Source organism: Escherichia sp. KTE159 (assembly GCF_000408805.1).
GTDB lineage: Bacteria > Pseudomonadota > Gammaproteobacteria > Enterobacterales > Enterobacteriaceae > Escherichia > Escherichia marmotae.
In genome coordinates this window covers 2,131,735-2,157,067 of the sequence record NZ_KE137292.1, presented here as the reverse complement: position 1 = coordinate 2,157,067, position 25,333 = coordinate 2,131,735, and the positions used below count along the sequence as shown (strand labels likewise).

Below are 25,333 nucleotides of genomic sequence, written 5' to 3'. Positions count from 1 at the left end.
GATAAGACGCATCAGCGTCGCATCTGGCAACTATTCGCGCATGCCATGTTGGATGCGGCGTAAACGCCTTATCCAACCTACAAAAAGCCGTTGTAAGACAGATAAGACGCGTCAGCGTCGCATCTGGCACTAGTACTCGATCACAACTCGATTTCAATATCGCCTTTTGCCCGGCAACAACAGGGCAAAATTTCCCCTGGCTGAATAAAGGCTAACGGTTCGGCAATCCAGTCCACCTGGCCTGCAACAAGACGCGTGCGACAGGAGCCGCAGTAGCCTTCGCGACACTGATACTCAACCGCCACATTGTGGGATTCCAGCGCTGCCAGAAGGGAAGGGTGTTCATCCTGGCACAGCAGTTGTGTGCCAGTGATGCGCAGGGTAACGCGAGCCATCAGAGTTGGAAGTTACTCAAATCGTCGGTGTCCACTTCCGAATCAATCTGTCCGACCAGATAAGAACTGACTTCCACTTCCTGCGGAGCAACCTGCACATTATCAGACACCAGCCAGGTGTTGATCCACGGGATCGGGTTGGAGCGTGTCTGGAACGGCAGATCCAAACCGACAGCCTGCATACGGATATTGGTGATGTATTCAACGTACTGGCAGAGAATGTCTTTGTTCAGACCAATCATTGAACCGTCACGGAACAGATAATCCGCCCAGTCTTTCTCCTGTTGCGCCGCCTGAACAAACAGGTCATAGCACTCTTGTTTGCACTCTTCGGCAATTTCCGCCATTTCCGGATCGTCCGCACCGCTGCGCAGCAGATTCAGCATATGCTGAGTGCCGGTCAGGTGTAGTGCTTCGTCACGGGCAATCAGGCGAATAATCTTGGCATTACCTTCCATCAGCTCACGTTCAGCGAAAGCGAAGGAACAAGCGAAGCTGACGTAGAAGCGAATTGCTTCCAGCGCATTAACGCTCATCAGGCACAGATAGAGTTTTTTCTTCAACTCGCGCAGGCTGACAGTTACGGTTTTACCGTTAACGGTGTGGGTGCCTTCGCCCAGCAGGTGCCAGTAACTGGTCATTTCGATCAGTTCGTCGTAGTAAGCCGAAATCCCTTCTGCGCGTTTCTGGATCTGCTCGTTGGTGACAATATCGTCAAACACAACAGACGGATCGTTAACAATATTACGAATAATGTGCGTGTAGGAACGGGAGTGAATAGTTTCCGAAAACGCCCAGGTTTCTACCCAGGTTTCCAGTTCTGGAATCGAAATCAGCGGCAGAAGTGCCACGTTCGGACTACGACCCTGAATGGAATCCAAAAGCGTCTGGTACTTCAGGTTGCTGATAAAGATGTGCTTTTCGTGCTCTGGCAGCGCCTGATAATCGATACGGTCGCGGGAGACATCAACTTCTTCCGGACGCCAGAAGAAAGATAGCTGCTTTTCGATCAACTTTTCGAAGATTTCATATTTTTGTTGATCGTAGCGAGCCACGTTGACCGGCTGACCAAAGAACATCGGTTCTTTGAGCTGATCATTCTTCGTCTGTGAAAATGTGGTATATGCCATGAATATGTCCTGTTGGGAGTTTAATGCCGGATAAGGCGTTCACACCGCATCCGGCATCACAATATCAGATCTTACATGCACCGCTTTCGCAGCCATCGTCCTGGATTGACGGCACCAGATCGTCCTGCGCGTCTTCTGCGCCATCACGGGTGTTCTGATAATACAGCGTTTTGACCCCGAATTTGTAGGCGGTGAGCAGGTCTTTCAGCAACTGCTGCATTGGCACTTTTCCTGACGGGAAGCGCGATGGATCGTAGTTGGTGTTAGCAGAGATCGACTGATCGATGAATTTCTGCATGATACCCACCAGTTGCAAATAACCATCATTACCCGGCATTTCCCACAGCAGCTCATAGGCGTCGTGCAGGTGTTCATAGTCTGGCACCACCTGGCGCAGAATCCCGTCTTTCGACGCTTTAATGCTGACGTAACCACGTGGCGGCTCAATACCGTTGGTGGCGTTAGAAATCTGCGAAGAGGTTTCTGACGGCATCAGCGCTGAAAGCGTGGAGTTACGCAGGCCGTGGGTTTTGATCGACTCACGCAATGCTTCCCAGTCGTAATGCAGCGGCTCATTGGCGATAGCATCCAGATCTTTCTTGTAGGTATCGATCGGCAGGATCCCTTTTGCGTAGGTGGTTTCGTTAAACCACGGGCACGCGCCTTGCTCTTTTGCCAGTTCGTTAGACGCTTTCAGCAGATAATACTGGATCGCTTCAAAGGTTTGGTGCGTCAGGTTGTTGGCGCTGCCGTCGGAGTAACGTTTACCGTGCTTCGCCAGATAGTAAGCGAAGTTGATCACGCCAATACCCAGCGTACGACGACCCATTGCCCCGCGTTTTGCCGCCGGGATTGGGTAATCCTGATAATCCAGTAGCGCATCAAGCGCACGTACCGCCAGAATCGCCAGTTCTTCAAGTTCATCCAGGCTGTTAATTGCGCCCAGGTTGAAAGCAGACAGCGTACACAGCGCGATTTCACCGTTTTCGTCGTTGACGTCATTCAGCGGTTTGGTCGGCAGGGCGATTTCCAGGCACAGGTTAGACTGGCGCACTGGCGCAATAGCCGGATCAAATGGGCTGTGGGTGTTGCAGTGGTCAACGTTCTGAATATAGATACGACCGGTAGACGCGCGTTCCTGCATCATTAGCGAGAATAGCTCAACCGCTTTCACGCGCTGTTTACGGATGCTGTCGTCTTTCTCATACTTGGTGTACAGGCGCTCAAATTCTTCCTGATCGGCAAAGAACGCGTCGTATAACCCCGGAACATCGGATGGACTGAACAGGGTAATATCTTCACCTTTCAGCAGACGGGTATACATCAGCTTGTTGATTTGTACACCGTAGTCCATATGGCGCACGCGGTTGCCTTCAACCCCACGGTTGTTTTTCAGCACCAGCAGGCTTTCAACTTCCAGATGCCATATTGGGTAGAACAACGTAGCTGCACCACCGCGTACACCGCCCTGGGAGCAGGACTTCACTGCGGTCTGGAAATGTTTATAGAACGGGATACAACCCGTGTGAAACGCTTCGCCGCCGCGAATCGGGCTACCCAGTGCACGAATGCGACCGGCGTTGATGCCAATACCTGCACGCTGGGAAACGTATTTCACGATTGCGCTGGAGGTGGCATTGATGGAATCCAGGCTGTCGCCGCACTCGATCAGTACGCAGGAGCTGAACTGGCGAGTCGGGGTACGCACGCCGGACATGATTGGCGTCGGCAACGAAATCTTAAACGTGGAAACCGCATCGTAAAAACGTTTCACGTATTGCAGACGCGTTTCACGCGGGTAATTCGAGAACAGGCACGCAGCAACCAGAATATAGAGGAACTGGGCGCTCTCGTAGATTTCTCCGGTCACGCGGTTTTGTACCAAATATTTGCCTTCAAGCTGTTTAACAGCAGCGTAAGAGAAGGTCATATCACGGTCGTGATCGATAAACGTGTCCATCTGCTTGAACTCTTCTTCCGTGTAGTCTTCCAGCAGATGATTATCGTATTTGCCCATTTCAACCATTTTTACCACGTGATCGTACAGCGCTGGCGGCTCAAACTGGCCGTAGGCTTTTTTACGCAGGTGGAAGATCGCCAGACGCGCGGCGAGATACTGATAATCCGGTGCTTCACGGGAGATCAGGTCAGCGGCAGCCTTGATAATGGTTTCGTGGATGTCGGAGGTCTTGATGCCGTCATAAAACTGAATGTGGGAGCGCAGCTCGACCTGGGAAATCGAAACGTTATGCAGCCCTTCTGCCGCCCAGTCCAGAACGCGATGGATTTTATCGAGATTGATGCGCTCTGTGCTACCGTCGCGCTTTGTCACCAGCAGATTCTGATTCATGTATGTCGTACCTGTTTTTGGAATACTTTCCGCAATAGCATCGCTTTGACTACCTGTAGTAAGGAAAGTCGCAATGAACACTATATATAGGGGGTATGTTTGGGATTCACTGCAAGATAGTGTGAAAATGGCCCTCTTGCAAGTGCATAACTTTGTGGATAAGTCGCAACGGGAAAAGTGGCTTCCACGCACCTTAGGTCAGACAAGGTGTCCGGGAAAGTCAATGGGAAGAGAAAAAATTGTTAAAAATAACCGTTCGGTGATTTCTTGAACGTTCAATTTGAGATAATTATTGATCCAGGTTATTTATTGCGCTTATGTCAGGAGTGGCGAAAATTGATACCAGCACAAATTCATATCACGTTGTGACTTAATGTTATGTTTATGATGTGAGCGAATGTAAATGGTTGTGGTTCACGGAAGCGGTATTTTTTAATCAGCAGATGTGAAATAAAAATTTGCTATGTTGATTATTCCAGGTAAACAAGAAACGAATTAATCAGTTTGATGTGTTTTAATTATTGTTATTTCATAATTTAGTGAATATCAAAAAGAATAATTAATCTCTTTCAGAAGATAATATTTTTAGTATATAGGTTTTAAATTCTTCTTGCTTACAATTAGTCATTATCTACAATCGTAATATGTCTTTTAATGATGGCGTGTTATTTCTCACAGGCTGTCAGATTATGAATAAAAAATGGATTGTTTTTATCAGGAAAGAATATCTCTTAATTTTTCTGGCTGTCGTTGCATGTGCGTTTACACGAGCGAATGCAGCGTCGCAGATTATGCCTTCATGTCAGGGTGTTAACGTTATAGCCAGTTGCCGGGCCAGTCGCCAGAGCCTTTCAGGTAGTACACAGGTCTGGAATGTTGCTGACGGGCAATGGCTTATTTTTTCTTCTATGAAAAATGATACCAGTGGAGGTGCGGTATTTTTACAACAAGGTGCCAATTTCACATTGTCAGCACAAGACGGAACAGGGATGACGCTGTTTGAAAATAATGCCGTGAGTGGTGAGTATAATAATGGCGGGGCTATCTTTGCGAAAGAAAATTCAACGCTGAATCTTACTCAGGTTATTTTTGACAGCAATGTGGCAGGGGGGTATGGGGGGGCGATCTATTCCGCGGGAACAAATGACGTTGGTGATATTGATCTTAGCGTCACCAATGCTGTATTTACAGATAATATTGCTAACGATGGCAAAGGTGGCGCAATATATTCAATTAATAATAATGTCTACTTAAATAACACGGTTTTTAATAATAATCAGGCATATACATCAACGAGTTACAGTGATGGCGATGGTGGAGCTATCGATATTACTGATAATAATAACGATAAAACACATCCATCAGGCTTTACAGTCATTAATAATACTTCATTTATAAATAACACTGCCGAAGGTTATGGTGGTGCAATTTATACCAGCAACGCAATTTCTCCTTATCTTATTGATATCGCTGTTGATGACAGTTATAGCCAGAACGAGGGCGTATTATTAGATGTGAATAACAGTGCATCTGCTTACGGTGAAGAGGCTTCGGCAGCGGCAGGAGGCTTTCTGTATATGGGGTCAAGTGAGATCCGTTTTGATATTGCGGCTGGTAAAACTTTGATCATTGGCAGTACGAAAAATGATGGGGCTATCGATTCCATTGCGGGGACGGGCTTTATTACCAAAGCCGGAGCGGGCGAACTGGTGCTTAACGCTGATAACAATGATTTTACCGGTGAGATGAGAATTAAAAACGGTGAAGTCATGTTGGGGCGGAATAATTCGCTGATGAATGTTGGTGACAATCAGTGCCAAAACAATCCGCAAAATTGCTATGGTCTGAGCGTTGGCAGTATCGGACAGACAGATAATCAGGCTGAGCTTAACGTTGGAACGACTCAGCAAACATTTGTACATTCGTTAACGGGTTTTCAGAATGGCACTTTAAATATTGACGCCGGTGGTAATGTTACTGTCAACCAGGGCGGTTTTGCCGGGACTGTTCAGGGGGATGGGCAACTGACTATTGCTGAAAACGGTAGTTATGTCCTGACGGGAGCGCAGTCGATGGCACTGACCGGCGATATTGTGGTGGAAGACGGGGCGATTCTCTCCTTAACCGGTAATGCTGATGACCTGGCGGCGATGCAGAACGATCCACAGTCAATCGTGCTAAACAATGGTGTGCTGGATCTTTCCGATTTTACTACCTGGCAGAGTGGTACGGCAGAAAACGATGGTCTGGAAATTAGCGGCAGCGGCGGCACGGTGATTGGTAGTCAGGACGTTGCCGATCTCTATGGCGGCGACGATCTGCATATTGGCGATGACGGGAAAAAAGGTGTCTATGTGGTGGTGGATGCAGGTGATAGACAGGTAAGCCTGGCGAATGACAATCCATATCTGGGCACTACGCAAATCGCTTCGGGAACGCTGATCGTTAGCGATAATTCACAGCTTGGCGATACGGATTACAACCGTCAGGTCATTTTTACCGATAACCAGCAAAATAGTGTAATGGAGATAACTGCAGATGTTGACACATGCTCAGCGACGGCGGGGCATGGGCGTAATATCGAAATGCGCGCTGATGGTGAAGTCGCAGTTGATGCGGGGGTCTACACGCAATGGGGGGCGTTGATGGCCGACAGTAGTGGGCAGGATCAGGATGCTGGCAGCACACTAACGAAAACAGGCGCAGGCACCCTGGAACTGACCGCCAGTGGTACGGCGCAGTCGGCGGTGCGAGTGGAGGAAGGCACGCTGAAAGGTGATGTTGCGGATATCTTTCCTTATGTTTCGTCGTTGTGGGTCGGTGATGGGGCTACGTTCGAGACTGGTGCGGATCAGGATATTCAGTCTATTGATGCGACTTCCAGCGGCACTATCGATATCAGCGATGGCACCGTCTTACGTTTAACCGGACAGGAGACTTCCGCCGCGTTGGATGCCTCACTGTTTATCGGTGGCGGTACTCTGGTCAATGTCTCCGATGGTACGGTATTGACCGGTGAGCTTAATACCAATCTTGAAACAGACAGCCTGACTTACCTTTCAGACGTGACGGTCAATGGTGATCTGACCAATACTTCCGGTGAGGTGAGTCTGCAAAATGGTGCTGCTGGCGACACACTGACGGTGAATGGCGATTACAATGGCGGCGGTACGTTGCTGCTCGATAGTGAATTAGACGGCAATGATTCTGTAAGCGATCTACTGGTACTTAACGGCAATACCTCCGGTAACACCACGGTAGTGATTAACCCGATTACTGGCATTGGCGAGCCGACATCCACAGGTATTAAAGTGGTTGATTTTAATGCCGATCCCACACAATTTCAGAACAATGCGCAGTTTAGTCTGGCGGGCAGCGGCTACGTCAATATGGGCGCTTACGACTATATGTTGGTGGAAGATAACAGCGACTGGTATTTGCGTTCGCAAAAAGAGACTCCGACGCCGCTACCTGAGCCGGAACCGACTCCCGATCCCACGCCTGATCCTGCACCAACCCCGACGCCTGTTTACCAGCCTGTGTTGAATGCGAAAACCGGGGGATATCTTAATAACCTGCGAGCGGTAAACCAGGCATTTGTGATGGAGAGACGCGACCATGCCGGTGGCAACAGTCAATCGCTACATTTACGCATTTTGGGTGGGCACGAGCATTACACTGCCGTGGGGCAAATGGCCCTGCACGAAGACACTTCTACGATACAGCTTAGTGGCAACCTGTTAAGTGAAAACTGGGGGGATGATGGCGAATGGACACTGGCGGGCGTTGGAAGCTACAGCAATAACCAGGGATATAGTCGCTCGAATATCACCTCAACCCGTGCCGATAACCAGAACCGCGGTTATGCCGTTGGTCTGACATCAAGCTGGTTTCAGCATGGCAGTCAAAAGCAGGGGGCATGGCTTGATAGCTGGCTGCAATATGCCTGGTTTAATAACGATGTCAGCGAGCAAGGCGATGGTGTGGACCATTATCGTTCATCAGGGATCGTTGCGTCGCTGGAGGCGGGGTATCAGTGGTTACCGATGCGCGGCGTATTAATTGAACCGCAAGCGCAGGTTGTCTATCAGGGCGTGAAGCAAAATGATTTCACCGCCGCTAACCGTGCTCGGGTGTCCCAATCGCAGGGTGATGATATTCAGATGCGGTTGGGATTACACAGCGAATGGCATACCGCCGTTCATGTCACGCCAACGTTGGATCTGAATTATTATCACGATCCTCATTCGGCAGAAATTGAAGAAGATGGCAGCAATATTAGCGATGATGTGGCGAAGCAGCGTGGTGAAATAAAAGTGGGGATAACAGGCAATATTAGCCAGCGAGTTTCCCTGCGCGGCAGCGTGGCGTGGCAGAAGGGAAGTGATGATTTTGCCCAGACGGCAGGATTTTTGTCGATGACGGTGAAATGGTAATTACTGCCCGCCCGGCATCGTTGCCGGATGCGGCGTAAATGCTTTATCCGGCCTACTGGAGCGTTTGTAGGCCTGATAAGGCGCGGCAAGCGTCGCATCAGGCATTGGCATCGTTGCCGGATTCGGTGCGATCCGGCTTACAATCTCACTTATTCTGCGTATGCAGCATATAGTTCACATCAACGCCGGGGCCGAGCTTAAAGGAGTTAGTGATCGGGTTGTAATGCAGCCCGGTCATATGACGTTCTTTTAAACTGGTCTGATCCACCCAACCCAGCAGTTCTGCCGGTTTAATAAACTTTTTCACGTCGTGCGTGCCTTTTGGCACCATGCGCAAAATATATTCCGCGCCGACTACCGCCATCAGCCACGACTTGCCGTTGCGGTTAAGCGTTGAGAAAAAGACATCGCCGCCCGGTTTTACTAATTGCGCACAGGCTCTGACCACTGACTGCGGATCGGGAACGTGCTCCAGCATCTCCATGCAGGTTACCACATCATACTGTCCGGCATGCTTTGCCGCGTGCTCTTCAACGGTTTCCTGCACGTACTCCACCTGAATGCCGCTTTCCAGTGCGTGAAGTTTTGCTACCTGCAATGGCTCAAAGCCCATATCCAGACCGGTCACTGTCGCGCCTTCTCGCGCCATACTCTCAGCCAGAATGCCGCCGCCACAACCGACATCAAGCACCTTTTTGCCAAATAAACCGCCGGAACGCTCGGCAATATAGCCCAGACGCAGCGGGTTAATGCGGTGCAGTGGTTTGAACTCGCCTTCCAGATCCCACCAGCGGGAGGCGACGGCTTCAAATTTAGCGATCTCTTCGTGGTCTACGTTATGGTTTACCGGCGATTTTTCGGCATTCATTGGCACTTCTACTCCGTAATTGGCAAGACAAGCGAGTATATCAGGCATTGCAGGTGAATAAAGCGTATAGGTTTACCTCAATCTGCGCGGCTGTGTTATAATTTGCGACCTTTGAATCCGGGATACAGTAGAGGGATAGCGGTTAGATGAGCGACCTTGCGAGAGAAATTACACCGGTCAACATTGAGGAAGAGCTGAAAAGCTCCTATCTGGATTATGCGATGTCGGTCATTGTTGGCCGTGCGCTGCCAGATGTCCGAGATGGCCTGAAGCCGGTACACCGTCGCGTACTTTACGCCATGAACGTACTAGGCAATGACTGGAACAAAGCCTATAAAAAATCTGCCCGTGTCGTTGGTGACGTAATCGGTAAATACCATCCCCATGGTGACTCGGCGGTCTATGACACGATCGTCCGTATGGCGCAGCCATTCTCGCTGCGTTACATGCTGGTAGACGGTCAGGGCAACTTCGGTTCTATCGACGGCGACTCCGCGGCGGCAATGCGTTATACGGAAATCCGTCTGGCGAAAATTGCCCATGAACTGATGGCCGATCTCGAAAAAGAGACGGTCGATTTCGTTGATAACTATGACGGCACGGAAAAAATTCCGGACGTCATGCCGACCAAAATTCCTAACCTGCTGGTGAACGGTTCTTCCGGTATCGCCGTAGGTATGGCAACCAACATCCCGCCGCACAACCTGACGGAAGTGATCAACGGTTGTCTGGCGTATATCGAAGATGAAGACATCAGCATTGAAGGGCTGATGGAACACATCCCGGGACCAGACTTCCCGACGGCAGCAATCATCAACGGTCGTCGTGGCATTGAAGAAGCTTACCGTACCGGTCGCGGCAAGGTGTATATCCGCGCGCGTGCCGAAGTGGAAGTTGACGCCAAAACCGGGCGTGAAACCATTATCGTCCACGAGATTCCGTATCAGGTGAACAAAGCTCGCCTGATCGAGAAGATTGCGGAGCTGGTAAAAGAAAAACGCGTGGAAGGCATCAGCGCGCTGCGTGATGAGTCTGACAAAGACGGTATGCGCATTGTGATTGAAGTTAAACGCGATGCGGTCGGTGAAGTGGTGCTCAACAACCTCTACTCCCAGACCCAGTTGCAGGTTTCTTTCGGTATTAACATGGTGGCATTGCATCATGGTCAACCGAAGATCATGAACCTGAAAGACATTATCGCAGCGTTTGTCCGTCACCGCCGCGAAGTGGTGACGCGTCGTACCATCTTCGAACTGCGTAAAGCGCGCGACCGTGCTCATATCCTTGAAGCATTAGCCGTGGCGCTGGCGAACATCGATCCGATCATCGAGCTGATCCGTCATGCGCCGACCCCGGCAGAAGCGAAAACTGCGCTGGTTGCCAATCCGTGGCAGTTGGGCAACGTTGCCGCGATGCTGGAACGTGCGGGCGACGATGCTGCGCGTCCGGAATGGCTGGAGCCACAGTTCGGCGTGCGTGACGGTCTGTACTACCTGACCGAACAGCAAGCTCAGGCGATTCTGGATCTGCGTCTGCAGAAACTGACCGGCCTTGAGCACGAAAAACTGCTCGACGAATACAAAGAGCTGCTGGATCAGATTGCTGAACTGCTGCGTATTCTTGGCAGTGCCGATCGCCTTATGGAAGTGATCCGTGAAGAACTGGAACTGGTTCGTGAACAGTTTGGTGACAAACGTCGTACTGAAATCACGGCTAACAGCGCTGATATCAACCTGGAAGATCTGATCACCCAGGAAGATGTGGTCGTAACGCTTTCTCACCAGGGCTACGTGAAGTATCAGCCGCTTTCGGAATACGAAGCGCAGCGTCGTGGCGGGAAAGGTAAATCTGCCGCACGTATAAAAGAAGAAGACTTTATCGACCGGTTGCTGGTGGCGAACACCCACGATCATATTCTGTGCTTCTCCAGTCGTGGTCGCGTTTATTCGATGAAGGTTTATCAGTTGCCTGAAGCCTCTCGTGGTGCGCGTGGTCGTCCGATCGTTAACCTGTTGCCGCTGGAACAGGACGAACGTATCACCGCCATTCTGCCGGTGACCGAGTTTGAAGAAGGCGTGAAAGTCTTCATGGCGACAGCTAACGGCACTGTGAAGAAAACCGTCCTCACCGAATTCAACCGCTTGCGTACCGCTGGTAAAGTGGCAATCAAACTAGTTGAAGGCGATGAACTGATTGGCGTTGACCTGACCAGCGGCGAAGACGAAGTGATGTTGTTCTCCGCTGAAGGTAAAGTGGTGCGCTTTAAAGAATCTTCTGTTCGCGCGATGGGCTGCAACACCACTGGTGTTCGCGGTATCCGTTTAGGCGAAGGTGATAAAGTCGTATCTCTGATCGTTCCACGTGGTGATGGTGCAATTCTTACCGCAACGCAAAACGGTTACGGTAAGCGTACCGCGGTGGCGGAATACCCAACCAAGTCGCGTGCGACGAAAGGGGTTATCTCCATCAAAGTCACTGAACGTAACGGGTTAGTGGTTGGGGCGGTGCAGGTAGATGACTGCGACCAGATCATGATGATCACTGATGCCGGTACGCTGGTGCGTACACGTGTTTCGGAAATCAGTGTGGTTGGTCGTAACACTCAGGGCGTTATCCTCATCCGTACAGCGGAAGATGAAAACGTGGTGGGGCTGCAACGTGTCGCAGAGCCAGTTGACGACGAAGAGCTGGATGCTATCGACGGCAGTGCTGCGGAAGGGGACGATGAAATCGCTCCGGAAGTGGACGTTGACGACGAACCAGAAGAAGAATAATTTCATCGCTTCATGCCAAAAGGGAGCTGTTTCCCTTTTTTGAATTGAAAAGTCCAGACTGCAAAGTCTGGGCTTTTGTCGTATTAGGGCGCGATAAAGTTTTACATCGCCCATAAAAAATGGCTGGTTTTACACAAGGAATGTGGCAATGAGTGGTGAAAAAAAGGCGAAAGGCTGGCGGTTTTATGGCCTTGTAGGTTTTGGGGCAATAGCACTGCTTTCCGCAGGCGTCTGGGCATTGCAATACACTGGCAGTGGAGCAGAAAAAACCTTGTCGCCACTGGTGGTGCACAACAATCTGCAAATCGATCTCAATGAGCCGGACCTCTTTCTCGACAGCGACTCTCTAAGCCAGCTCCCCAAAGATCTCCTCACAATTCCTTTTCTCCATGATGTTTTAAGCGAAGATTTTGTTTTTTATTATCAGAACCATGCCGACCGTCTGGGCATTGAAGGCAGCATTCGCCGCATTGTCTATGAACACGATCTCACGCTGAAAGATAAGTTATTTTCCTCGTTGTTAGACCAGCCTGCGCAGGCGGCGCTGTGGCACGATAAACAGGGACATCTTTCACATTATATGGTGCTGATTCAGCGCAGTGGCTTAAGTAAATTACTGGAACCGTTACTGTTTGCTGCCACCAGCGACAGCCAGTTAAGCAAGACGGAAATCAGCAGCATCAAGATAAATAATGAAACTATTCCTGTTTATCAGTTGCGCTATAACAGCAATAACACACTGATGTTCACGACTTATCAGGACAAAATGCTGGTTTTCTCCAGTACGGATATGCTGTTTAAAGACGACCAGCAGGATAGCGAAGCGACGGCGATCGCGAGTGATTTGTTGAGCGGCAAAAAACGCTGGGAAACCCGCTTTGGCCTGGAAGAGCGTACTGCCGGAAAAACACCAGTACGTCAGCGTATCGTGGTTAGCGCAAATTTGCTGGGCTTTGGCTACCAGCGACTTATCCCATCTTTTGCCGGTGTGCGCTTCGAAATGAACAACGACGGCTGGCACAGCTTTCTGGCATTAAATGATGGATCCGCCAGTGTAGATGCCAGTTTCGATTTCACTCCGGTATGGAACAGTATGCCTGCTGGTGCCAGCTTCTGCGTAGCTGTGCCGTATTCGCACGGTATTGCCGAAGAGATGCTTTCGCACATCAGCCAGGAAAACGACAAGTTGAACGGGGCGTTAGATGGTGCAGCCGGACTGTGTTGGTATGAAGACTCAAAACTGCAAACACCGTTATTTGTTGGTCAGTTTGATGGCACAGCCGAACAGGCGCAACTACCAGGGAAACTGTTTAGCCAAAATATCGGCGCGCACGAAAGCAAAGCGCCGGAAGGTGTACTGCCGGTGACGGAAACACAACAAGGAGAGGCCAGAATATGGCGTCGGGAAGTCAGTTCTCGTTACGGCCAGTACCCAGCCGCACAGGCAGCACAACCTGAACAACTTATGTCAGCGTCCTTTTTCCGTGTGTCGCTGGCGATGCAAAATAAAACGTTGCTTTTCTCCCTGGATGACACGCTGGTGAATAACGCATTGCAAACACTGAATAAAACGCGACCGGCAATGGTGGATGTAATTCCGGTCGGTGGTGTGGTTCCGGTTTATGTGAATCCGCAAGGCGTGGCGAAATTGTTGCGCAACGAAACGCTGACCAGTCTGCCGAAGAACCTCGAACCGGTTTTTTATAATGCCGCGCAAACTTTATTAATGCCGAAGCTGGACGCTTTATCTCAACAACCTCGCTATGTCATAAAGCTGGCTCAGATGGAACCCGGTGCCGCCTGGCAGTGGATACCCATTACCTGGCAGCCACTATGAGACACGGGTTGCTGGCGCTGATCTGTTGGCTGTGTTGTTTTGTTGCCCATAGCGAAAGGCTGAATGTCGAACAATCGGGGCTATTTCGCGCCTGGTTTGTGCGCATTGCACAAGAACAACTACGCCAGGGGCCAAGTCCGCGTTGGTATCAGCAGGATTGTGCGGGACTGGTGCGCTTTGCGGCGAACGAGGCACTGAAAGTTCACGACAGCAAATGGCTAAAAAGTAACGGTATAGCAAGTCAGTATTTGCCGCCAGAGATGACGCTAACATCTGAACAGCGGCAACTGGCACAAAACTGGAATCAGGGGAACGACAAAACCGGCCCCTATGTGACAGCGATTAATTTGATTCAGTACAACAGCCATTTTATTGGCCTGGACATAAACCAGGCGCAGCCTGGCGATATGATTTTTTTCGATCAGGGCGATGCCCAGCACTTAATGGTCTGGATGGGGCGTTACGTCATCTACCACACCGGAAGCGCTACGAAAACTGACAACGGAATGCGCGCAGTCAGTCTGCAACAACTTATGACATGGAAGGACACCCGATGGATACCCAACGATTCCAATCCCAATTTTATTGGCATTTATCGTTTAAATTTTCTGGCGCGATAGCGGCCTGTCTGTGCTTGTCTCTCGCAGGGACGGGGCTTGTTAACGCTGATGACTCACTCCCTTCCAGCAATTATGCGCCACCTGCCGGGGGAACATTCTTTTTGCTCGCTGACAGCAGTTTTAGCAGCAATGAAGAGGCTAAAGTGCGGCTGGAAGCTCCGGGGCGTGATTATCGGCGTTATCAGATGGAAGAATACGGCGGCGTGGATGTTCGCCTGTATCGTATTCCTGACCCAATAGCGTTCCTACGTCAGCAGAAAAACCTGCATCGCATTGTGGTACAGCCGCAATATCTGGGCGACGGTCTGAACAATACGCTGACCTGGCTGTGGGATAACTGGTACGGCAAATCTCGCCGCGTGATGCAGCGTTCTTTCTCTTCTCAGTCGCGGCAGAATGTAACTCAGGCATTACCGGAATTGCAGCTTGGCAATGCCATCATCAAACCTTCCCGTTATGTACAAAACAACCCGTTTTCACCGCTGAAGAAATACCCGCTGGTGGAGCAGTTTCGTTACCCACTATGGCAGGCAAAACCAGTCGAGCCACAACAAGGCGTAAAACTGGACGGTGCATCCAGTAATTTCATCTCGCCGCAGCCGGGCAATGTCTATATTCCTCTCGGCAAACAAGAGCCTGGACTGTACCTCGTCGAGGCGATGGTAGGCAGTTATCGGGCGACAACAGTGGTATTTGTTTCCGATACCGTGGCGCTCAGCAAAGTGTCGGGTAACGAACTTCTGGTGTGGACCGCTGGCAAAAAACAGGGTGAAGCGAAGCCTGGCTCCGAGATCCTGTGGACTGACGGTTTTGGCGTGATGACTCGCGGCGTTACTGATGACAGCGGTGCCTTGCAGTTACAACATATATCGCCTGAACGTTCATACATTCTTGGTAAAGATGCTGAAGGCGGCGTTTTTGTATCCGAGAATTTCTTCTACGAAAGCGAAACCTATAACACCCGTTTGTATATCTTTACCGCCCGCCCGCTATACCGCGCAGGCGACCGTGTTGATGTCAAAGTGATGGGGCGCGAGTTTCACGGCCCGCTGCATTCATCCCCTATCGTAAGTGCTCCGGCGAAACTCTCGGTGCTGGATGCCAACGGTAGTCTGTTGCAAACCGTCAATGTCGCGCTTGATGCGCGTAATGGCGGGCAGGGGAGTTTCCGCCTGCCAGAAAATGCCGTTGCCGGAGGTTATGAGTTACGCCTGGCTTACCGCAACCAGGTCTATAGCAGCAGTTTTCGCGTGGCAAACTACATCAAACCGCATTTTGAGATTGGCTTAGCCCTCGACAAAAAAGATTTCAAAACTGACGAAGCGGTCAGCGGTAAACTACAACTGCTCTACCCGGATGGTGAGCCAGTAAAAAATGCTCGGGTGCAGTTAAGTTTGCGCGCCCAACAATTGTCGATGGTTGGCAACGATTTGCGTTATGCCGGGCGTTTCCCGGTGTCGCTTGAAGGCAGCGAAACGGTTTCAGACGATAGCGGTCATGTGGCGTTAAATCTTCCCGCTGCCGATAAACCGAGCCGTTATTTATTAACTGTCTCCGCCAGCGACGGCGCGGCGTATCGTGTTACCACCACCAAAGAGATCCTCATTGAACGCGGTCTTGCACATTACACACTAAGCACCGCCGCACAATACAGCAGAAGTGGCGAGCCGGTGGTATTCCGTTATGCCGCGCTGGAGGCTTCAAAACAGGTTCCCGTTAAGTACGAGTGGTTGCGTCTGGAAGACCGCACAAGCTACAGCGGTGACCTGGCGTCTGGCGGTAAATCCTTCACCGTTAATTTCGATAAACCCGGCAACTACAATCTGACTTTGCGTGATAAAGACGGCCTGATTCTCGCCGGGTTAAGCCATGCGGTCAGCGGTAAGGGCAGCATGGCGCATACCGGTACGGTAGATATTGTGGCGGATAAAACGCTCTATCAGCCCGGCGAAACCGCGAAGATGCTGATCACTTTCCCGGAACCGATTGATGAAGCGTTGCTGACGCTGGAGCGTGATCGCGTTGAACAGCGGTCGCTGTTATCGCAACCAGCAAGCTGGCTAACACTGCAACGTTTAAACGATATCCAGTATGAAGCCCGCGTTCCGGTGAGTAATACCTTTGCGCCTAACATCACCTTTTCGGTGCTGTATACCCGTAACGGGCAGTACAGTTTTCAGAATGCCGGGATCAAAGTCGCCGTTCCCCAGTTAGATATTCGGGTGAAAACGGGCAAAACCCATTACCAGCCAGGCGAACTGGTAAATGTGGAATTAACCTCATTGCTGAAGGGCAAACCTGTTTCTGCACAACTAACGGTTGGCGTGGTCGATGAAATGATCTACGCGCTGCAACCGGAGATTGCGCCAAATATCGGCAAATTTTTCTATCCGCTGGGGCGTAACAATGTGCGTACCAGTTCCAGCCTGTCATTTATCAGCTACGACCAGGCACTCTCCAGCGAGCCGGTTGCGCCAGGAGCAACAAACCGCAGCGAGCGGCGAGTGAAAATGCTGGAACGCCCACGGCGCGAAGAGGTTGATACCGCGGCATGGATGCCATCGCTAACAACGGACAAACAAGGCAAAGCATATTTCACGTTCCTGATGCCGGATTCGTTAACCCGTTGGCGCATTACCGCACGTGGGATGAACGGCGACGGGCTGGTCGGGCAGGGGCGTGCTTATTTGCGCTCGGAAAAAAATCTCTACATGAAGTGGAGTATGCCAACGGTGTATCGCCTGGGCGACAAACCGGCGGCAGGGCTGTTTATTTTCAGTCAGCAGGATAACGAACCGGTAGAGCTGGTAAGTAAATTTGCGGGTGTTGAAATGCGCCAGACGCTGACGTTGCATAAAGGGGCTAACTATATTTCGCTGACGCAGGACATTCAGCAATCTGGTTTGCTAAGCGCAGAATTGCAACAAAATGGGCAAGTGCAGGACAGCATTAGCACAAAACTGTCTTTTGTTGATAACACCTGGTCCGTTGAACAGCAGAAAAACGTCATGCTCGGCGGTGGCGATAACACGCTGATGTTGCCAGAGCTGGCGAGTAACATCCGACTACAAAGCAGCGAAACGCCGCAGGAGATTTTCCGTAATAACCTCGACGCGTTAGTCGATGAACCCTGGGGGGGCGTAATCAACACCGGTAGCCGTCTGCTCCCCCTAAGCCTTGCCTGGCGTGCGCTTGCCGATCATCAGAGTGCTGCCGCCAACGACATTCGTCAGATGATTCAGGATAACCGTTTGCGGCTGATGCAACTGGCGGGGCCAGGCGCGCGCTTTACCTGGTGGGGTGAAGATGGCAATGGCGATGCCTTCCTGACAGCATGGGCATGGTATGCCGACTGGCAGGCCAGTCAGGCGCTTGGCGTAACGCAACAACCTGAATACTGGCAGCATATGCTCGACAGCTACGCAGAGCAGGCGGATAACATGCCGTTACTGCATCGGGCGCTGGTGCTGGCGTGGGCGCAGGAGATGAATCTGCCGTGCAAAACGTTGCTGAAAGGGCTGGATGAAGCGGTTTCCCGGAAAGAAATCAAAGCGCTCTCAGAGGAAGACACTCGTGATATCAATGATAGCCTGATCCTCGATGCGCCAGAGTCTCCGCTGGCGGATGCGGTGGCAAACGTTTTAACCATGACGTTACTGAAAAAAGCACAGTTGAAGTCCACTGTCATGCCACAGGTCCAGCAGTATGCGTGGGATAAAGCGGCAAACAGCAACCAACCGCTGGCGCACACGGTTGTGTTGCTTAATAGCGGTGGCGACTCCACCCAGGCTGCGGCCATTTTAAGTGGTTTAACCGCCCAGCAATCCAGTATCGAACGTGCACTGGCCATGAACTGGCTGGCGAAATATATGGCAGCGATGCCTCCCGTAGTGTTACCCGCACCTGCGGGCGCATGGGCTAAACAAAAGGCGACTGGCGGGGGCGAATACTGGCGTTGGGTTGGTCAGGGGGTGCCAGACATTCTCTCTTTTGGTGACGAATTATCGTCGCAAAACGTGCAGGTCCGTTGGCGTGAACCGGCAAAAACTGCTCAACAAAGTAACATTCCGGTGACCGTTGAACGCCAGTTGTATCGGCTGATCCCGGGGGATGAAGAGATGAGCTTTACTCTGCAGCCGGTTACCAGTAGTGAGATTGACAGCGATGCGCTGTATCTCGATGAAATCACTCTCACCAGTGAGCAGGATGCGCCGCTGCGCTACGGTCAGGTGGAAGTACCGCTACCGCCGGGAGCTGATGTTGAACGGACAACGTGGGGCATCTCAGTCAACAAGCCCAACACCGCGAAACAGCAGGGGCAGTTGCTGGAAAAAGCGCGTAATGAAATGAGCGAGTTGGCTTATATGGTGCCGGTGAAAGAATTTGCAGGAACGGTCACTTTCCACCATCTGCTGCGCTTCTCGCAAAAAGGGCAATTCGTTCTACCGCCCGTTCGTTATGTGCGTTCCTATGCGCCTGCGCAGCAAAGCGTTGCGGCAGGTAGCGAATGGCGCGGGATGCAGGTGAAATAAGTGAACTGGCGCAGAATCGTCTGGCTATTGACGCTGGTTACGCTGTCAACGTTTGCGGAGGAGACGCCGTTACAACTGACACTGCGGGGGGCGCAGCATGATCAACTGTATCAGTTGACGCCATCGGGCGTGACAAACGTCTCTACGCTACCTGACACGCTCACTACGCCGTTAGGGAGCTTATGGAAGCTGTATGTTTATGCCTGGCTTGAGGATACTCATCAGCCGGAGCAGCCCTACCAGTGTCGCGGTAACTCTCCGGAAGAAGTCTATTGCTGTCAGGCGGGGGAGAGCATTACGCGCGAAACGGCGTTGGTGCGTTCCTGTGGTCTCTACTTTTCGCCGCAGCGGTTGCACATCGGTGCGGATGCGTGGGGGCAATACTGGCAACAGCGCCAGGCACCAACCTGGTTAGCATCGCTTTCTACGCTGAAACCCGAAACGTCGGTAACCGTTAAATCGTTGCTTGATTCACTGGCGACGTTACCTGCGCAAAACAAAGCCCAGGAAATATTACTGGACGTGGTGCTGGACGATTCGAAAATTGGCGTAGCGTCCATGCTCGGTAGTCGGGTACGAGTGAAAACCTGGAGCTGGTTTGCCGATGATAAACAGGAAATCCGTCAGGGCGGTTTTGCTGGTTGGTTAACTGATGGTACGCCGCTATGGGTTACAGGCAGCGGCACCAGCAAAACGGTATTGACCCGTTACGCGACGATTCTTAATCAGGTTTTGCCTGTACCGACGCAAGTTGCCAGTGGGCAATGTGTACTGGTGGATCTGTTTGCTCGTTATCCGGTGAAAAAAATCACTGCGGAAAAGAGTACGACGGCAGTAAAACCCGGCGTGCTCAATGGGCGCTATCGAGTGACGTTTGCCAATGGTAACCATATTACGTTGGTCAGCCACGGTGAGACGACCTTACTTACGGAAAATGGCAAACTGAAATTGCAGTCGCATCTCGATCGTGAAGAGTACGTTGCCAGAGTGCTGGATCGCGAGGCGAAAAGTACGCCCCCTGAGGCAGCGAAAGCCATGACCGTGGCGATTCGCACATTTTTACAGCAAAACGCCGATCGGGAAGGCGATTGCCTGACAATCCCGGACAGCAGCGCCACTCAGCGCGTTTCTGCTTCGCCAGCCACCACGGGCGCGCGGACGATGACCGCCTGGACGCAGGATCTCATCTATGCGGGCGATCCGGTTCATTATCATGGCAGTCGCGCTGCTGAAGGAACGCTGTCCTGGCGGCAAGCCACCGTCCAGGCGGGGCAGGGAGAGCGTTACGACCAGATACTCGCCTTTGCTTATCCCGACAACAGCCTTAGCCGCTGGGGAGCACCACGCTCTACTTGCCAGTTATTACCGAAAGCGAAAGCCTGGCTGGCGGAAAAAATGCCACAGTGGCGGCGCGCGTTACAAGACGAGACGGGGTACAACGAGCCAGACGTATTCGCGGTGTGCCGTTTAGTCTCGGGGTTCCCCTATACCGATCGGCAGCAAAAAAGGCTATTTATTCGTAATTTTTTTACACTTCAGGATCGACTGGATTTAACTCATGAGTACCTGCATCTTGCCTTTGATGGATACCCCACCGGGCTGGATGAGAACTATATCGAAGCGCTGACCCGACAATTATTAATGGACTAATGCTATGCGAAAGATATTTCTTCCGTTGTTACTGGTGGCACTTTCGCCTGTTGCCCACAGCGAAGGAGTGCAGGAAGTCGAAATTGATGCACCGCTTTCTGGCTGGCATCCGGCAGAGGGTGAAGATGCCAGTTTTTCACAATCGATCAATTACCCCGCGTCGTCCGTCAATATGGCTGATGATCAAAATATCTCTGCGCAGATCCGCGGCAAAATAAAAAATTATGCTGCGGCGGGCAAAACCCAGCAGGGGCGATTGGTGGTCAACGGTGCCAGTATGCCGCAGAGAATTGAATCTGATGGTTCATTTGCGCGCCCTTATATTTTTACCGAAGGCAGCAACAGTGTGCAGGTCATCAGCCCTGATGGGCAAAGCCGACAAAAAATGCAGTTTTACTCTACACCGGGGGCTGGTGCAATTCGCGCGCGTTTACGGTTAGTTCTTTCATGGGATACGGATAATACCGATCTCGATCTCCATGTCGTCACGCCGGATGGTGAACACGCCTGGTACGGTAATACAGCGCTGAAAAATAGTGGCGCACTGGATATGGATGTCACGACAGGTTACGGACCAGAGATTTTCGCTATGCCTGCGCCGATTCACGGGCGCTATCAGGTGTATATCAACTACTATGGCGGACGCAGCGAAACGGAATTGACGACTGCTCAACTGACGCTCATCACTGATGAAGGCTCGGTCAATGAAAAACAGGAAACTTTTGTTGTCCCGATGCGTAATGCTGGTGAACTGACGCTGGTGAAAAGTTTTGACTGGTAATTAATGAGGTTACCTTCACTGTCGTTGTTTAAGAAAACGCCCGATGACTTTCGCTATCGGGCGTTTTTGTTTATTAATTCAACCGTTCAATCACCATCGCAATTCCCTGACCACCACCAATACATAGCGTTGCCAGCCCCAGCGTTTTATCGCGTGCCTGCATTGCATGTAACAGAGTGACCAGAATACGTGCACCGCTGGCACCGATAGGATGCCCGAGCGCGATAGCCCCGCCGTTAACATTCACTTTCTCAGGATCAAAGCCCAGGGTTTTCCCTACGGCAAGGAACTGCGCAGCAAACGCTTCATTGGCTTCGATAAGATCAATATCTGCCAGTTGCAGCCCTGCCAGTTGTAACGCTTTTTGTGTGGCAGGTACTGGCCCCATTCCCATCAACGCGGGAGCCACGCCGCCGCTGGCATAGCTTTTAATGCGAGCCAGTGGTTTAAGGCCTGCCGCCAGCGCCGCCGATTCTTCCATAATCACCAGCGCGGCAGCACCGTCGTTAATGCCTGAAGCATTCCCGGCAGTGACCGTTCCGGCTTTGTCGAAGGCCGGGCGCAATGCAGCCAGAGCTTCTGCAGTAGAATCTGCTTTCGGGAATTCATCGCGATCGAAGACGATGGTTTTCTTCCGTGTGACGACATTTACCGGGACAATTTCGGCTGTAAAAGCACCAGATTCAATTGCCGCTGCCGCTTTACGCTGTGAATTTAGTGCCAGTTCATCCTGCATTTCACGGGTAATTCCGTACTGTTTGGCCACGTTTTCGGCGGTAATCCCCATATGATAACCGTGGGTGGCGCACATCAGACCATCGCGCAGGATTACGTCATAAACCTGTCCGTCTCCCAGACGATAACCTGAGCGTGCTTTTGCATCGAGTAAGTAGGGCGCTAAACTCATGTTCTCCATTCCACCCGCGACGATGCTCTGCGCCTGACCGGCCTGAATCGCCTGGGCGGCAAGCGCCACGCTTTTCAGACCCGAGCCACACACTTTGTTGATCGTAAATCCGCACACCGTTTCTGCCAGCCCGCTTTTAAGCAATGCCTGACGCGCCGGGTTTTGCCCTAAACCCGCCTGCAGGACGTTACCCATAATCACTTCATCTACGTGTTGTGAGTCAATTTTTGCGCGTTCAATGGCGGCCTGGATCACCGTTGCCCCTAGATCGATAGCGCTGGTGGAGGCGAGTGAACCGTTAAAACTACCGATGGCAGTACGTACCGCACTGACGATGACACAATTTTTCATTTTATATTCCTTCTGTCTGTAGAGTTGCCGTCAGAACAGCGTTAAACCAATGACGAAAATGACGCCGGAGAAGAGCAGGGCAGTGATGCAATAGCCCATGATGTCGCGGACACCGAGTCCGGCGATTGCCAGTGCTGGCAGCGCCCAGAACGGTTGAGCCATGTTCATCCATTGCTCGCCGTAGGCGATCGCCATTACGGATTTACCCAGATCTGCGCCCAGTGCCTGGGCTGCGGGTATCACAAATGGCCCCTGAATAACCCAGTGACCACCGCCAGAAGGTACGGCGAAGTTGATCAGCGCAGAGCTAAAGAAGGTCATTACCGGGAAGGTGTCCTTATTTGCGACATTGATAAAAAATTCGGTAATGAGTCCGCCGAGGCCTGAGTGTTCCATCATTAACTGGATCCCGGCGTAGAAGGGGAATTGCACCAGAATACCGGCGGTACTGCGTGCTGCCGCACTGATAGCACGCATATAAGCCATTGGTGTTTTATGCAGTAGCAGGCCCGCAATCATAAACATCAGATTGACGGTATTTATGGTGATGTTGAAACCATGTTCGATGAAGTACATCGCCAGGTAAGCGATACCGAGTGCACCAATGATCAACGTCAGGATGCGACTTTCCTCCAGTCGCTCGGATGGTGGGGCATCTTTCGGTAGCTGCTTCTGAAAATCAGCCTCTTCCTGGAGTAGTTTCGGATCGATACTCACCACGTCTGACGGTTTTGGCATCATCATGCGGGTGATAAACGGCATCACCACAATCAATGCCACAGTGATGAAAATGTTAAAACCACTGAACAGAGTATCGCCCACCGGGATAAGCCCGGCGATATGCTCAACCGGGTTGCCCGGTGTGGCAGCCAACAGAGGCATTGAGCCAGAGAAGCCGCCGCCCCAGGTGAGAAAACCAATGTAGGCGCAGGCAATGAGCAACGGATAATCAGAACCGGGTACTCGCCGGGCGACTTCACGGGCGAACATTGCGCCAACAACCAGACCAAATCCCCAGTTGATGACACAAGCGACTGAGCCAAAGAAAGTGACCAGCATGACGCCCTGTACGGGCGTCTTTGCAGCGGAGGCGGCAGTACGCAGCAAGCTTTTCACCGGAGCGGAGCTGGCAAGGGCATGACCGGTAACGATGATAAGCGCCATCTGCATACCGAACGCCAGCAAGTTCCAGAAACCGTCACCCCACATTTTCACCATGTTGATCGGCGTTTGTGGTGTTAACCAAAGCGCGATCACGAATGTTAGCAACGTCAGCAACATGGCAAAGATCAGGGGATCGGGAAGCCACCGGCTGACAAAACGCGTCATAAAACGCGAGATGCGACCAATCATAAATCACCCCGTTGCGTATTCAGATCGGTGGCTACTTCAAAATGAGCTTCGGTTTTGGCACGCACGGTGGCTAAATCACATCCGTCGGCAATTTCGGTGAGCCACATTTTGCCGTCAACGAAACGAAAGACTGCCAGTTCTGTTACCAGCATATGCACCGCGTGTTGCGCAGTGAGCGGCATGGTGCAGCGGCGCAAGATTTTTGGTGAACCATCTTTGGCGCAATGTTCCATGGCAATGATCACTTTGCGCGACCCGGTCACCAGATCCATCGCTCCCCCCATACCGGGCACCATTTTCCCAGGCACTACCCAGTTCGCGAGGTTGGCTTCTTCGTCTACCTGTAAACCACCGAGCACGCAGGCATCAATATGGCCGCCGCGGATCAGTGCAAATGACATGGCGCTGTCAAACATGGCTGCTCCAGGCAAAACACCGCATGGCTGTCCGCCAGCGTTCACCAGATCAGGGTGTGCCGTTGTCACCGGGCCTAGCCCCAAAAAACCGTTTTCCGATTGCAGAGTGATATGAATGCCTTCTGGCAAATAGTTGGCGACCATCGTCGGCAGACCAATGCCCAGATTCACGATGTCACCATCACGAAGCTCTTGCGCCACACGGCGCGCAATACGTTGTTTCGCATCCATTATTTGCTCTCCTGTGAAACGATGATGTGGTCGATAACGGCACCAGGGGTGACAATATGGTCAGGTTGCAACTCTCCGGTTTCGACCAGTTCATCTGGCTCTACCAGCGTGATATCAGCCGCAAGGGCAATCAGGGGGTTAAAGTTGCGGGCGCTAAGTTGATAGGTCAGGTTGCCAAGTGTGTCGCAACGATGAGCGCGAATTAGCGCCAGGTCGGCGCGCAGTGGACGCTCAAGTAACCAGGTTTTGCCGTCGAGTGTCAGCGTCTGTTTGCCTTCCTCTACGACGGTTCCGACACCGGTTGGAGTGAGAAAGCCACCAAGTCCGGCACCACCACAGCGAATTTGCTCGATTAGCGTACCTTGTGGCACCAGAACGACGTCCATTTCACCAGATATCATGCGCCGACCTGTTTCCGGGTTGGTGCCGATATGTGAAGCAATCACTTTGCGGACACGACCATTGACGATGAGCGGGCCGATGCCGGTATCAACAAACGCGGTATCATTGGCTATCAATGTCAGGTCGCGAACGCCTGATTCCAGTAATGCTTCAACCAGGCGGGATGGAGTGCCAATCCCCATAAATCCGCCCACCATGATGGTCATGCCGTCACGAAAGAAGCCGGAGGCGTCTTGTAATGTCATCAATTTTGTTTTCATTATTTATCCCTCTTGCATACACCGTTGTGGGTACAGTCAG

The 25,333-nt window shown here is 51.6% G+C and carries 15 protein-coding genes; 7 read left to right on the top strand and 8 right to left on the bottom strand.

Translation table 11 applies throughout. The features are described from left to right. Positions 1-140 precede the first annotated feature (140 nt). The 3 genes from yfaE to nrdA form a co-directional block, all read right to left on the bottom strand. Positions 141-395: a ferredoxin-like diferric-tyrosyl radical cofactor maintenance protein YfaE gene (gene yfaE, locus A31E_RS11330; protein WP_000135039.1), complete on the bottom strand. Its 255-nt coding sequence runs from the start codon at positions 393-395 to the stop codon at positions 141-143. Continuing rightward, the gene (gene nrdB / locus A31E_RS11335; RefSeq protein ID WP_000332038.1) at positions 395-1,525 is read right to left on the bottom strand and encodes a class Ia ribonucleoside-diphosphate reductase subunit beta; all 1,131 of its coding nucleotides are present in this window, start codon (positions 1,523-1,525) and stop codon (positions 395-397) included. Before nrdB ends, yfaE begins: the two co-directional genes overlap by 1 nt. Before the next feature lie 64 nt (positions 1,526-1,589). After that, entirely contained in the window at positions 1,590-3,875 is a 2,286-nt protein-coding gene (nrdA, locus tag A31E_RS11340; RefSeq protein ID WP_001516754.1) for a class 1a ribonucleoside-diphosphate reductase subunit alpha, read from the bottom strand. A gap of 689 nt (positions 3,876-4,564) precedes the next feature. On the opposite strand from nrdA, the gene yfaL reads away from it, so the two are divergent. Next, positions 4,565-8,311, top strand: a complete 3,747-nt coding sequence (yfaL, locus tag A31E_RS11350; protein ID WP_016248988.1) for an AIDA-I family autotransporter adhesin YfaL/EhaC — start codon at positions 4,565-4,567, stop codon at positions 8,309-8,311. Positions 8,312-8,456: 145 nt separating this feature from the next. On the opposite strand, the gene ubiG is transcribed toward yfaL, so the two are convergent. Next, positions 8,457-9,179, bottom strand: coding sequence for a bifunctional 2-polyprenyl-6-hydroxyphenol methylase/3-demethylubiquinol 3-O-methyltransferase UbiG (gene ubiG, locus A31E_RS11355; RefSeq protein WP_016242523.1), 723 nt, complete (start codon positions 9,177-9,179; stop codon positions 8,457-8,459). Between the two features lie 146 nt (positions 9,180-9,325). On the opposite strand from ubiG, the gene gyrA reads away from it, so the two are divergent. From gyrA to A31E_RS11385, 6 genes are all read left to right on the top strand, one after another. After that, positions 9,326-11,953, top strand: a complete 2,628-nt coding sequence (gene gyrA / locus A31E_RS11360; protein WP_016248987.1) for a DNA topoisomerase (ATP-hydrolyzing) subunit A — start codon at positions 9,326-9,328, stop codon at positions 11,951-11,953. Positions 11,954-12,101: 148 nt separating this feature from the next. Next, the gene (locus A31E_RS11365) at positions 12,102-13,790 is read left to right on the top strand and encodes a DUF2138 domain-containing protein (RefSeq protein WP_016248986.1); all 1,689 of its coding nucleotides are present in this window, start codon (positions 12,102-12,104) and stop codon (positions 13,788-13,790) included. Then, positions 13,787-14,410 (top strand): DUF1175 domain-containing protein, encoded by a 624-nt coding sequence (locus A31E_RS11370; protein WP_016248985.1) that lies wholly within the window; start codon positions 13,787-13,789, stop codon positions 14,408-14,410. Before A31E_RS11365 ends, A31E_RS11370 begins: the two co-directional genes overlap by 4 nt. After that, entirely contained in the window at positions 14,344-18,942 is a 4,599-nt protein-coding gene (locus tag A31E_RS11375) for an alpha-2-macroglobulin family protein (RefSeq protein WP_105265731.1), read from the top strand. Before A31E_RS11370 ends, A31E_RS11375 begins: the two co-directional genes overlap by 67 nt. Continuing rightward, positions 18,943-20,592 carry a YfaQ family protein gene (locus A31E_RS11380; RefSeq protein WP_016248983.1) on the top strand — a complete coding sequence of 550 codons (1,650 nt, stop codon included), beginning with the start codon at positions 18,943-18,945 and terminating at the stop codon, positions 20,590-20,592. It begins immediately after the preceding gene. 4 nt (positions 20,593-20,596) lie between these two features. After that, complete coding sequence (locus A31E_RS11385; RefSeq protein ID WP_001225842.1) at positions 20,597-21,373, top strand: YfaP family protein; 777 nt, start codon at positions 20,597-20,599, stop codon at positions 21,371-21,373. Between the two features lie 73 nt (positions 21,374-21,446). On the opposite strand, the gene atoB is transcribed toward A31E_RS11385, so the two are convergent. The 4 genes from atoB to atoD are packed head-to-tail and all read right to left on the bottom strand — an operon-like array spanning position 21,447 to position 25,293. Next, positions 21,447-22,631 (bottom strand): acetyl-CoA acetyltransferase, encoded by a 1,185-nt coding sequence (atoB, locus tag A31E_RS11390; protein ID WP_016248982.1) that lies wholly within the window; start codon positions 22,629-22,631, stop codon positions 21,447-21,449. A gap of 30 nt (positions 22,632-22,661) precedes the next feature. Next, positions 22,662-23,984 (bottom strand): TIGR00366 family protein, encoded by a 1,323-nt coding sequence (locus A31E_RS11395; RefSeq protein WP_000580268.1) that lies wholly within the window; start codon positions 23,982-23,984, stop codon positions 22,662-22,664. Further along, a complete protein-coding gene (atoA, locus tag A31E_RS11400) occupies positions 23,981-24,631 on the bottom strand; it encodes an acetate CoA-transferase subunit beta (protein WP_000339068.1) in 651 nt (216 codons plus the stop codon). Before atoA ends, A31E_RS11395 begins: the two co-directional genes overlap by 4 nt. Continuing rightward, a complete protein-coding gene (atoD, locus tag A31E_RS11405) occupies positions 24,631-25,293 on the bottom strand; it encodes an acetate CoA-transferase subunit alpha (RefSeq protein ID WP_000850523.1) in 663 nt (220 codons plus the stop codon). Before atoD ends, atoA begins: the two co-directional genes overlap by 1 nt. Positions 25,294-25,333: the final 40 nt, after the last annotated feature.

Coding starts and splice junctions, on each gene's coding strand:
- yfaL (WP_016248988.1), top strand. CDS start 4,565: ATGAATAAAAAATGGATTGTTTTTATCAGGAAAGAATATCTCTTAATT.
- nrdA (WP_001516754.1), bottom strand. CDS start 3,875: ATGAATCAGAATCTGCTGGTGACAAAGCGCGACGGTAGCACAGAGCGC.
- atoD (WP_000850523.1), bottom strand. CDS start 25,293: ATGAAAACAAAATTGATGACATTACAAGACGCCTCCGGCTTCTTTCGT.
- ubiG (WP_016242523.1), bottom strand. CDS start 9,179: ATGAATGCCGAAAAATCGCCGGTAAACCATAACGTAGACCACGAAGAG.
- A31E_RS11395 (WP_000580268.1), bottom strand. CDS start 23,984: ATGATTGGTCGCATCTCGCGTTTTATGACGCGTTTTGTCAGCCGGTGG.
- gyrA (WP_016248987.1), top strand. CDS start 9,326: ATGAGCGACCTTGCGAGAGAAATTACACCGGTCAACATTGAGGAAGAG.
- atoB (WP_016248982.1), bottom strand. CDS start 22,631: ATGAAAAATTGTGTCATCGTCAGTGCGGTACGTACTGCCATCGGTAGT.
- A31E_RS11370 (WP_016248985.1), top strand. CDS start 13,787: ATGAGACACGGGTTGCTGGCGCTGATCTGTTGGCTGTGTTGTTTTGTT.
- A31E_RS11375 (WP_105265731.1), top strand. CDS start 14,344: ATGGATACCCAACGATTCCAATCCCAATTTTATTGGCATTTATCGTTT.
- atoA (WP_000339068.1), bottom strand. CDS start 24,631: ATGGATGCGAAACAACGTATTGCGCGCCGTGTGGCGCAAGAGCTTCGT.
- A31E_RS11365 (WP_016248986.1), top strand. CDS start 12,102: ATGAGTGGTGAAAAAAAGGCGAAAGGCTGGCGGTTTTATGGCCTTGTA.
- A31E_RS11385 (WP_001225842.1), top strand. CDS start 20,597: ATGCGAAAGATATTTCTTCCGTTGTTACTGGTGGCACTTTCGCCTGTT.
- yfaE (WP_000135039.1), bottom strand. CDS start 395: ATGGCTCGCGTTACCCTGCGCATCACTGGCACACAACTGCTGTGCCAG.
- nrdB (WP_000332038.1), bottom strand. CDS start 1,525: ATGGCATATACCACATTTTCACAGACGAAGAATGATCAGCTCAAAGAA.